This is a genomic window from Candidatus Hinthialibacter antarcticus (genome assembly GCA_030765645.1).
In the GTDB taxonomy this organism is placed as follows: Bacteria; Hinthialibacterota; Hinthialibacteria; order Hinthialibacterales; family Hinthialibacteraceae; genus Hinthialibacter; species Hinthialibacter antarcticus.
The window spans coordinates 71295-83514 of the sequence record JAVCCE010000001.1 but is presented as its reverse complement, the minus strand read 5'-3'; the positions used below and the strand labels follow the sequence as shown (position 1 = coordinate 83514).

At 55.5% G+C, this 12220-nt stretch carries 3 protein-coding genes; all 3 read left to right on the top strand.

All coding sequences use genetic code 11. The features are described from left to right. Positions 1-11 precede the first annotated feature (11 nt). The 3 genes from P9L94_00330 to P9L94_00320 are packed head-to-tail and all read left to right on the top strand — an operon-like array spanning position 12 to position 12210. Positions 12-977, top strand: coding sequence for a hypothetical protein (locus P9L94_00330; GenBank protein MDP8242495.1), 966 nt, complete (start codon positions 12-14; stop codon positions 975-977). After that, complete coding sequence (locus tag P9L94_00325) at positions 974-5554, top strand: SDR family NAD(P)-dependent oxidoreductase (protein MDP8242494.1); 4581 nt, start codon at positions 974-976, stop codon at positions 5552-5554. The genes P9L94_00330 and P9L94_00325 overlap by 4 nt, the downstream gene beginning before the upstream one ends. Next, positions 5551-12210 carry a type I polyketide synthase gene (locus P9L94_00320; GenBank protein ID MDP8242493.1) on the top strand — a complete coding sequence of 2220 codons (6660 nt, stop codon included), beginning with the start codon at positions 5551-5553 and terminating at the stop codon, positions 12208-12210. The genes P9L94_00325 and P9L94_00320 overlap by 4 nt, the downstream gene beginning before the upstream one ends. Positions 12211-12220: the final 10 nt, after the last annotated feature.

Below are 12220 nucleotides of genomic sequence, written 5' to 3'. Positions count from 1 at the left end.
CAGAAGGAACGATGCAGAAATTGAATGTGATCTTTTTTGATGGAATTTCCGGTTCGGGCAAATCGACCACCTCGCAGTTGATCTATCTCGATCTGCTGCGTAAGGGGGCCGATGCGAAGTGGTATTACGAACATGCGGCGCCGCACCCGGTTGTCGAGAGCCGCGAAGTGGAATTTGCATTACAGAACCAGGCGCCGCCCGAAGCGGCGGTTGAGCAAGTCTTGGACCGCGCGGCGGAATTTGTGAACCAATTGAATAACGATGGGCAGATCCATTTGTTTGAAAGTTGCATCTACCAACTCTTTGCGGGTTGCCTGTTTCGGATGAACCAGGGCAAGGACGAAATTCTGCAGGCTGTACAGCAGTTTGAAGAGTGTTTCTCAGCGGTCAATGCGCAGCTGGTCTATTTTGTTCAACCCGACGTTGGCGCGGCGTTGCGCCGTATCGCAGCCAGGCGGGGCGAAGGGTTCGACCAGTATCTGCTCGATCAGTTTTCGCAAACGGCCTACGGCAAGGCGCACGGCGTTGGTTCGTTCGATCAATTGATCGAGGCGTATGTTGAATTCCGAACGATCACCGATGCGCTATTCGAAGCCAGCACATTCGAGAAAATTCAAATGAATACGTCAGAGGATAATTGGAGCGTGATTTTGCACGATATTTCACGCTTTGTATCAGATAGCGACTATCAAGGCCCGGCGGCGCCCACGCGCCCGTTGGATGAATATGCGGGGACGTATCAGGAAACAAGCAGCGGCCATCAATGGAAAATTTTGGCGAATGAGAACGGGTTGCAGTTTGACGACGCCTTTCAGATGAAAGCGTTGCCCTTTCATGGCGATGTGTTTTTGTTGGAATCGACGCCAATTGAATTGCGATTTGAAATCGGCGAGGGCGGCAGGATCGAAACTCTCCGCTGTGAAGGAAACGTGTTGAAGGAACCCGTGGTGGGAACGGTTTGGAAGAAAATATCATGACGGATACAAACCAGGCGGCGATGCTTGACCCTAAGCGTTTGATGAAAGCGCTTGACGACGCGGCGTCAAAATTACAAGCCATGCAGCGCCGCCGTTCTGAGCCAATCGCGGTTGTCGGGATGGAGTGCCGTTTTCCCGGCGCGGACGATGGCGCTGAATCATATTGGCGTATGTTGCGTGATGGGCGTTGCGCCGTCTCTGATATCCCCGCGCAACGATGGGACGCCGACGCGTTCTTTAATGAAGACCCGGAGGCGCCTGGAACCTATTACACAAAAAAAGGCGGTTTTCTGCGCGACGTTGATCTGTTCGACGCCAAGCGGTTTAAGATATCTCCGAACGAAGCGCGCAATATGGACCCGCAGCAGCGCCTGTTGTTGGAAGTCTCGTGGCGGGCGCTCGAACACGCCGGGATGAAACCCGAATCGTTGCGCGGTAGCAAGACGGGCGTCTTCATAGGTGCAACGTACAATGAATATGCCGAGTTGATCTCCCGTTCGCAAACAGGCGTCAACGCCTATTACGGCTCCGGCAATGCGCTCAACGCGGCGGCGGGGCGGCTGGCGTTTACGTATGGATTGCACGGCCCCTGCATGACCATCGACACCGCTTGTTCTTCGTCGTTGGCGGCGCTTCATGCTGCCTGCGCGAGTTTGCGATTGGGCGATAGCGAGGTTGCATTGGCGGGCGGCGTGAATCTGATGTTGACGCCCACGCCTGCGATTGCGCTTTGCCGGGCGCGGATGTTGTCGCCGGACGGTTTGTGCAAAACCTTCGACGCCTCGGCGAATGGTTATGTGCGCGGCGAGGGTTGCGCGGTGGTGGTGTTGAAGCGCGCGTCAGACGCGCGGCGTGACGGCGATCCCATTCTGGCGTTGGTGCGCGGTTCCGCCATGAATCATGACGGCCCCAGCAGCGGCTTCACTGTCCCGAATGGGCGCGCGCAGGAGGCGTTGATTCAACAGGCGCTCGAAAATGCGAAAGTAAAGTCCTACCAGATTCATTACGTCGAAGCGCACGGCACAGGTACCGCGCTGGGCGACCCGATTGAAATTCAGTCCATCGCCAATACGCTGTCAAAAGGCCGCGATAGTGAAAACCCGGTCCGTGTCGGCTCCGTCAAAACCAACATCGGCCACCTCGAAGCGGCGGCGGGCATGGCGGGTTTGATCAAGTCTATATTGATATTGCAAAACGGATTGGTTCCGCCGCATCTGCATTTCAAGACGCCTAACCCGCATATCGACTGGGCGGGCGTCCCCGTACGGGTGACGGCGCAGCAAGAGGCGTTTCCAACCGGGGTTTGCATCGGCGTCAGTTCGTTCGGCGCCAGCGGGACCAATTGTCATGTGGTTCTTAGCGCGATTGAAGAGGAGTATTCACCCAAACGAGCCAGTTTGCCCGCGACGGTCTTTGAGCGCAAGCGCTATTGGGTCGAAGAAAAAACACAGACGTTACCGTTGGAACTTGGCGATGCCGAATCTTTGTTGCGGCGATTGCAATCGGTCGGGACGTTCACGAATGAAGAACAAAAAATGTTGCCTGCGTTTGTTGAAGCGATGCAGCAGTTGATGCGCGCGCCTCAAGCAAACGATATCGACGACTTGTTTTATGAATTGAACTGGGCTGTTCGCGCCCGAAAGCCGAATGCAAACGAACCGCTATCTCTAGTTTGCGGCGGTGCGTTAATGCAGCAGGCCGCGCCGTTGCTTGAATCGTGCACGCGCGGAAACGACATTGAAAATTATCTGCAAGGTCTCGCGCAGTTAGAGACGCTGGCGTGCGCCTATATCGGTAACGCGTTGCTCGACCTGGGGTTTCGGCTTGACGCTGGCGAATGCCTAGAAGAAAAAACGATTGATATTCTCCCGCAGCATCGCCGTCTGTTGCGGCGCTTGTTGAATATTTTGGTTGAAGACGGTTGGCTGGTTCGCAACGGCGAAGCGTGGACGTTGAAACGTAAAATCGAATTTGTGAATCCACAGGCGACGGTCGAACAACTGCTCAAGATGTATCCAGAGGCGCAAGCCGAAATCACTGTGTTTGACCGTTGCGCTCGAAATCTAGCAGGCGTTTTGCGCGGTGAGGTTGATCCGCTGCCATTGTTGTTTCCACAAGGCGGCGAAGTTAGCGCTGCGCGTCTCTATCAAGACTCGCCCGGCGCTACGGTGATGAACCGCCTGGTTCAACAAGCGGTTTCGGGCGCTCTCGAAGGGCTTGCGCCGGGGCAAACCGTTCGCATTTTGGAGATCGGCGCGGGGACGGGCGGGACGACAGCGTATATTCTTTCTCATCTCCCCGGATATCAGGTCGAGTATACGTACACCGATATTTCTCCGGCGTTCTTTCAGCAGGCGCGCGAAAAATTCAGCGAGTATGACTTTGTCGAATATAAGACGCTTGATATCGAACGCGACGTTCAAGCCCAAGGCTTTTCTATGGGTGAATACGATATCGTTATCGCCGCCAATGTCGTCCATGCGACGAAAGATTTAAGTGAAACGCTTTCAAAAATTCACCACCTGCTCGCCCCTGGCGGCGTGGTCGCGTTGTATGAAGGCGTCGGCCCGGTGCGGTTGTTGGATTTAATCTTTGGACTGACCGAGGGCTGGTGGCGTTTTAAAGACGTAGGCTTGCGCGGCGCGCACCCGTTGATCTCAACGCGACAATGGCGCGAATTGTTTCAGGCGCGCGAGTTTGTTGATTGCTGCGACCTGACGCCTCAGGCGGGTTTGTTGTCAAACCAAAGCGTGTTACTCGCCCGGAAAGAAGTTTCGCAACTTTGCGCTGCGAATGGCGCATGGCTGCTGATTCATAACGGCGGCGCCCTTGCAGACGAATTGCAGGCGCAATTAAAAACGCGCGGCGGCGACGTGATTTCGCTTAAACCGTCAGCGTCAGACGCGCAAGTCGCTGCGGCGTTTCAATCATCAAGCGTCATCCGCGGGGTTGTGTTTGTGCCGGGCTACGAAGATTGTATTGACGACGATTGGACGGCGGAGGATGTTATCGCGCAAAATAAAACCGCTTGCGAAAGTATTTTAACGACGCTGCAAGCATTGGCGGCGGCGGATTTGCCCTCGCCTCCTCAACTCAACATCATTACGTCAAATGCCGTTGCTGTCACAGCGGAAGACCCGCTCGCGCAGTTGCATCTATCCACGCTATGGGGGCTGCGCCGCGTCATCGCGCAGGAGCACCCTGAATGGCGCCCGCGCAGCATTGATCTCGAGCGCGGCGATCCACAAGCGCTGCTTGCGCTTGTACACGAACTGACGGCGAATGACGACGGCGATGAGATCGCTTACCGCAACGGCGTTCGATATGAAACCCGCCTCGACCGATTGGCCCCAGCAAGCAAGCCGAATGAAATCATCATTCGCGACGACGCGGCCTATGTTATCACGGGCGGCTTGGGCGGATTGGGTTTGTTGATTGCAGAATGGCTGCTTGAACGCGGCGCGAAACGCATTGTGTTGTTGGGGCGCAATGCGCCCCGCCAAGATGCGCAACAGAAAATAGACCAATGGAACCGCGATGGCGCAAAAGTGAAATGGCAAGCCTGCGACGTTGCCGATGAGGCGCAGATAAAACTTGTGTTGCAAGCGGCGCAAGAAAACGGCTGCGCATTGAAGGGCGTGATTCACGCGGCGGGCGCGTTAGACGACGGCATGTTGCTTCGCCAGACATGGGACCGCTTTGAATCGGTGATGAACGCGAAGGTCAAAGGCGCGTGGAACCTACATCGCCAAACGCGTAATCTGTCGCTCGATTTCTTCGTGCTGTTTTCGACCACGACGGCGGTCTTCGGCTCGCCGGGCCAGTCAAACCACGCCGCCGCCAATGTCTTTCTCGATGAACTGGCGGCGTATCGCCGCGCAAGCGGCCTGCCCGCGATGAGCATCAATTGGGGGCCGTGGGGCCAGGTCGGCGCAGTGGTTGAAGAAGGAGTGGAAGAACGCTTGAAATCAAAAGGCGTGGCTGCCATGTCGCCCGAAACCGGATTGCGCTGTTTTGAACGCGCCATGCGCATCAATGCGCGGCAAGTTGCAGCGGCTGTCATTGATTGGGCGCAATGGCCGGACGCGCTGATGCGGCGCCCCTTCTATGAAACGCTGCGGGTGAATCAACAAGCAGGCGTGAAAGAAGCCAAGGCGGAATTGGTTGATCTGCAATCCATGCCGCCCGCCCAAAAAGAAGCGTACTTACATGAAACTATCGCCCGCTTGGTTCAAGAAATCCTTGGGCTGGATGCAGACGAAAAGGTTGCGCTCAATCAGGGCTTTTTTGATATGGGCATGGATTCGCTGTCAGCGGTGGAATTGCGCAACCAGTTGCATCGCGCGTTTGGGTTGAACCTCCCGCCGACGATTGCGTTCAATCATCCCAGCGTCGCCAAACTATCAAAGTATATATTGTCGAAACAAGATGAAGTAAAACCCGAAACGCCGCGCGCGCCCGTCGCGCAAGAGACGGCAGCGTCAACGCCAGATAATCTCGACCAACTGTCGGAAGATGAATTGGGCGCATTGCTCGATCAGGAACTGGACCAGGCAGAGGAACGGCACTTACGATGAATGATGCATTAAACCAACCAGGCGATCACGCCCAGCGCTTAAAGCGCGCCGTGCAGGTCATTCAAGATTTGCGCGTACAGTTGGATGAAGCCAAACAGCCAAAGTTTGCGCCAATTGCTGTCGTGGGCGCGGGGTGTCGTTTGCCGGGCGGGGTTGATTCGCTGCGCTCGTATTGGCAACTGTTGTGCGACGGCGTTGACGCGATCACCGAAGTTCCTGAAGATCGCTGGTCGAGCGATGACTGGTATGATCCTTCGCCAGACGCACCGGGAAAAACCTATGTACGCAACGGCGGGTTTTTGAAAAACATTGATGCGTTTGATCCCGAATTTTTTGGGATATCGCCGCGCGAGGCCGCCAGTATGGACCCGCAGCAGCGCCTGTTGTTAGAGACCGCCTGGGAAGCGGTTGAGCGGGCGGGCATTGCGCCGTCACAGTTGCAAGAATCCCAAACTGGCGTGTTCATTGGAATCAGCGGCGCCGACTATACCCAATTGATGCTCGACCGCGACCCGGCGCAATATGATCTGTACATGGGCTCCGGCGCCGCTCATAGCGTAGCGGCGGGGCGCTTGTCGTATTTTTTGGGATTGCATGGCCCCTGCGTTGCAATCGACACCGCCTGTTCGTCATCGCTGACCGCCATTCATCTGGCTTGCCAAAGTTTGCGTAGCCGCGAGTGCAGCGTTGCGCTGGCGGGCGGCGTGAATGTAATTCTGACGCCGTCGGTTTCAATCAACCATTCGCGCGCGAAGATGCTGGCGCCGGACGGGCGCTGTAAGACGTTTGATGAATCCGCGGATGGGTTTTCCCGCGCGGAAGGCTGCGGCGTGATTGCGCTCAAGCGTCTTGACGACGCCCTGGCTGACGGCGATTCGATATTGGCGGTGGTGCGTGGATCAGCGGTCAATCAGGATGGAAAAACCAGCGGCATCACCGTGCCCAACGGACTCGCGCAAGAGCAGGTGATTCGCCGCGCACTGGTGGACGCTGGCGTTGGACCCGGCGACGTTGATTACGTCGAAGCGCACGGAACAGGAACTTCATTGGGCGACCCCATCGAAGTTGAAGCGCTGGCGGCGGCGTATGGCGCGGGGCGCGCGTCCGATCAACCACTGCGCATCGCTTCGGTGAAAAGCAATATCGGCCATGCGGAAACGGCGGCGGGGGTTGCGGGCTTCATCAAGGCGGCGCTGTGTTTGCATAAGCGCCAGTTGCCCGCGTCGCTTCATATCAAGACATTGAATTCGTTGGTCGATTGGGACAATATCCCCGTCCGGCCTGTGACGCAATTGGAAGAATGGAACTCTACGCGTACATTGCGTTTGGCTGGAGTCAGCTCGTTTGGCTTCGGCGGTTCGAATGCGCATATCATTCTTGAAGAAGCCCCGCCAGCGGTTGCGCCTGAATCCCTGTTCCCGTCGCAGCAAAATGTATTTGCATTGTCCGCCAAAAATGATAACGCTTTGAGCGAGTTGCTAAAAAATTATCTTGATCGATTTGAGCGCGAGCCGGGCCTCTCGCTGAACGACGTTTGTTATACCGCAAACGCCGGACGCGCGCATTGGAACAACCGCGTCGCGATTATCGCATCGTCATTGCCGGAGCTGCAACGCGAATTGCAAAACACTTTAGACGAAACGCAATTTGCACACACAAACAAGCCGCCGGAAATTGCGTTTTTGTTTACAGGACAAGGTTCGCAATATCCCGGCATGGGGCGCGGGTTGTTTGAGACGTGTCCTGTGTTTCGTGAAGAACTGACGCGGTGCGACGCGATCTTGCAGCCGATTCTAGGGCAATCAATTGTTGATGTTCTGTACAAGAACGCAGGCGGCGACGGGGCGATTCATCAAACCGCTTTTACTCAGCCCGCGCTGTATGCGTTGGAATATTCGCTGGCGAAATTGTGGATGTCATGGGGCGCGGCGCCGAGTGCGCTTATGGGGCACAGCGTGGGCGAGTATGCGGCGGCGGCGGTTGCGGGCGTGTTTTCGCTCGAAGACGGCGCTGCTCTCATTGCGAAACGCGCGCGGCTGATGCAGTCGCTGCCGCAAGACGGCGGCATGGTCGCGGTGTTAGATGATCGCGCGTTGGTCGATGACTTGATCCGTCCGTATGGAGACGGCCTGTCCTGCGCAGCGTTTAACGGCCCGCGCAATACTGTGATTTCAGGCAAGCAAGACGCGATTGAAAAAGTGATCGCTGAATTAAAGAAACGAAAGATACGCCATCAAGCGTTGACGGTTTCTCATGCGTTTCATTCATCCTGTATGGAACCGATGCTGGACGCGTTTGAGGCGTTTGCTGAAACGGTCGAATTTCATCCGCCGCAAATCGAATTGATTTCAAACCGCAGCGGCGCGATCGCGGGCGATGAAATTGCCTGTGCGCGTTATTGGCGCGACCACATTCGCAACCCGGTGGAATTCAGCCTCGGCATGGAAACGCTGGCGGATATGGGCGTCGGCGTATTTCTTGAAGCCGGGCCGAAGCCGGTGTTGTGCGGCATGGGGCGTTATTGCGTTGCGGGTCCCAGCGTTGACTGGCTGCCGAGTTTGAACGAAGGCATTGACGATTGGGACGCGCTGCTGCCGTCCGTCGCGCAACTGTATCGCCAAGGCGCGGCGATTGACTGGGCGGCGTTGTATCGGCCGTTCCGGGGGCGGGTGGTTGATTTGCCGACCTATCCATTTCAGCGCCAGTCATATTGGGCGCCGGAAAAAGGCTATAAACCTGGCGCCCGGCTCGCGGCTTCGTCACCGATTCATTCCTTGCTTCATCGAAGAATCGACTGCGCGGCGCATGACAACGAATGGCTATTTGAGACGGACGTGAGTTTGGCGGCGTTCCCCTATTTGCGCGATCACGCCGTATTCGGCGAGTGGGTTTTGCCTGCGGCGTTTTATTTGGAAACAGCGCGCGCTGGGCTTCATCAGGCGCTTCCAGACCAAACCCTACAACTGTCTTCTATTCAGTTTCATCAGCCTTGTATTCTGGAAGAAGACCAGTCGGCAACTCTTCAGTTAATCATTACAAAAGATAAGGACGGCGATTTTTCTTTTCAACTTTTTGGACGCGACCAAACAAACAATGAGTGGCTGCGCCTGGTTTCAGGCGGCGCGGTTGCGCAAAGCGCCGTTTTGCAGAACGAAATTGATTTTGATGCGGTGCGTGAGCGCGTGCCTATCGCCATCGACGTTTCGCGTTTGTATCAAGGCTATCAAGAGCACGGGGTTGAATTCGGCGACGCCTTTCAGCGCATCAAAGAGTTATGGACGGGCGGCGATGAATGCCTGGCGCAGTTGGATTTTCCAGACGCCATGCGGGGCGCTCACGGCGACTGCATTCACCCGGCGTTGCTCGACGCTTGCGCCCAGACATTCGGCGGGCTCTTTATTGATGACACAGACGCATCTTTGTTTTTGCAAGTGGGGATCAAAGACTACGTCGTTGTGAACAACGCGCAGCCGAAGTGGTGTTATCTGAAAAGAAATGACGATACAGATAATGAACGTTCGCATCATGCCGACATGGTTTTATTCGACGAGAATAAACAAGCGATTGCATTGATTGATGGAATGCGGGTGCAAAAGGCTGACCAATCGACGCGTAGTCCATTCTCCGCCGATGACTATTATTCCATCGTCTGGCGGCCTCAACCATTCATCGGTTCCAACGCGGCGTTAATGGCGCCGAAAGAGATCGCCGCTTCTATTCTGCCGAAATTGCAAGGCGCCGTCCGAAGCGATGAGTTGCAGCGTTACGGCGATTTGTTGCAAGGGCTGGATCGCTTGGCATGTCTATATATTCAAAACGCATTGTGTGAAGCAATGCCCGCAAATCAACGTTTTTCATTTGTTGAATTAAAGGCTGCATTGCGCGTGCTGCCGTCATTTGAGATTTTGCTGCGGCGTTGGTTGTATTGGTTAGAACAACACCGTATCGTCAAACGCGACGGGGACGGTTGGGCCGTCGCGCCGTCTGCGGACGCAAAAGCCTGCGAGTCGCTGCATGAACAACTGCTAGCGCAGCATCCCAATGGCTGGGCCGAACTGGGCTTAATGAAGCGGTGCGCCGCGCAAATCGGCCCGATCCTGCAAGACTCTCTCAATGCCGTCGATGTGATTTTTGCGCAAGACAAACGCAATGAAACCGAAACCATTTACCGCGACTCGCCCGGCGCCCGTTTGATGAACAACCAGTTGAAACACGCGCTGGAGGCGTTGCTGTCAACCCGCCCCGACGGGCGCGTGTTGCGCATCCTTGAAATCGGCGCAGGCACCGGCGGCGCTACGTCGTACATTCTTCCCGCGCTGCCAGCCGACGGCGTTGAATATACCTTTACTGACTTGTCGCCCCACTTTCTCGCCAAGGCGAAAGAGTCGTTCAAGCAATATGGCTTTCTCCAATACAAGACGCTGGATATTGAAGCCGACCCAGCCGCGCAGGGCTTCGATGCGCAGAGTTATGATGTGGTGATTGCGTTTAACGTGTTACACGCCACCCGCGACTTAAAACAGACGGTGCTTCACGCAAAGCAACTGATGGCGCCCGGCGGTTTAATGCTTCTATTAGAGAACACCGCGCCGATGGCGTGGGTAGAAATGATTTGGGGATTGACGGAAGGCTGGTGGAGATTTGACGACCGGGATTTGCGCACAGAACACCCCTTGTTGGATGAGCCGCAATGGATGCATTTGTTGCAGGAGGCCGGGTTTGAAGAAACCGAATCCGTCTCGCCCGCAAACGTTGATCGCCGCGACTTGTTCAAGCAATCAATCTTAATTGCACGCAACCCGCAAACGGCGCCGGATGATGTTTGGCTGCTTTTCTGCGATGAGAATTCAGAGCCGAAAGCGCTTCAGCAAGAGTTAAAACTCGCTTCGCAAAAATACATCACAGTCTATGCAGCAAAACAATATAAGAAAATTCGCGAAGATGAGTTTGCGCTGAATCCGCATGACGCATCAGGCTATTCTAAATTGATAAATGAATTAACGCTGCCTGATGATGCGACAGTCCGCTGCGTCTATCTTTGGGGATTCGGCCTCATTGCCCAACAATATCCACATGGCGCCGGACTGGCGCAATCTTGCGCATCCGCGTCGATGGGCTTCATCCACTTGCTGTGCGAACTCGATCGGCAAAGTATCTCCGCATCCGTGTGCGTTGTGACGAGCGGCGCACAGCGCGTTGATGAAACGGAGCCAGCGCCCGGTTTTGCGCAAAGCGTGTTATGGGGTTTTGGCAAGAACGCGTTGTTGGAATTTTCTGACCGGGCAATTCGCTTACTTGATTTGCCGTCTCCGCCAGGCGCCGCCGATTGGCGCACTGCGTTGCGGCAGCTGCAATGTGAAGACCGGGAAGACCATGTCGCGCTTCGTGGCGCACAGCGTTATGTTGCGCGAATTGAACGCGCACAAAAAAGCCAGAGCGTCATGCCGCCCGTCGCGAGCGACGGCGCGTATCTCATCACTGGCGGTCTGGGCGCGTTAGGGTTATCGACGGCGCAATGGCTAATCAATCAGGGTGCAAAACAACTTGTTCTGCTGGGGCGTCGCGGTGCGACGAGTGACGAAGCCATGCAAAGCGTCGAAGGCTGGAGTGATGCGGGCGTTGATGTTCAGATCGAAAAAATTGACGTCGCCGACGCGCAATCATTGCGCGGTCTTATCCATCGGCTTGATGGCGGGCCGGTTGTGGTGCGCGGCGTATTTCATGCGGCGGGCGTTGCCGGATACAAGCCGTTGCGCGAACTCGCCGCCCAGGATATCGAAGCGCAGTTCGCCGCTAAAGTTGCGGGCGCGTGGAACCTTCATTGCGCTTTACAAGACAGGCCGCTGGATTTCTTCGTGATGTTTTCATCAATGGTTTCGCTGTGGGGCGCCAACGGTCAAGGGCATTACGTCGCGGCGAACCATTTTCTGGATGGGCTTGCCAATCACCGCCGCGCCTTGGGCTTGCCTGGTTTGTCGGTCAATTGGGGGCCAATTACCGGCGGCGGTATGTTCCCCGATGAGATCGTTGACGAACTCAAACGCATGGGCATTCAAACCACAGGCAAAGATCAAACCATCCCGGCGATTTCAGCGTTAATGCAGCGCGCGCCGTCGAGCATTGCGCCCGCCAAGATTGATTGGCGGCGTTTTCTCGGCGTGTATGAAGCCCGGCGTCAACGCCGCTTGTTCGATGAGATGCGCACAGGCTTGCGTTCCAAAGACGCGGTCGTTCAACAAACGAAGCAATCGCTCGTTCAGGTGATTGGTGATGCGCCTGAGACCCTGCGACGGGATTTAATGGCTGGGCACCTTCAATCGGCGCTGGCCAACGTGCTTTGTCTGGACGCATCCCGAACTATTAACGCTGAGCAGGGTTTCTTTGATATCGGCATGGATTCACTCACTGCGATGGAACTGAAAAACCAATTGGAAAAAGATTTGCAGACGACATTGTCTTCGACCTTGGCGTTTGATTATTCCACTATCGAAACCCTGACTGACTATTTATTAAATGAAATTACAGCGCCGCCCGAACACGAACCCGAAGCGCCGACGCAAGCGCAACCAGATGTTGGCGCGTCGTCTGAAGCGATCAAAGCCATGTCGGAAGAAGAAGCCGAGCAATTGTTGTTGAAAAAACTCGAATCACTATAAATAGGTTAAC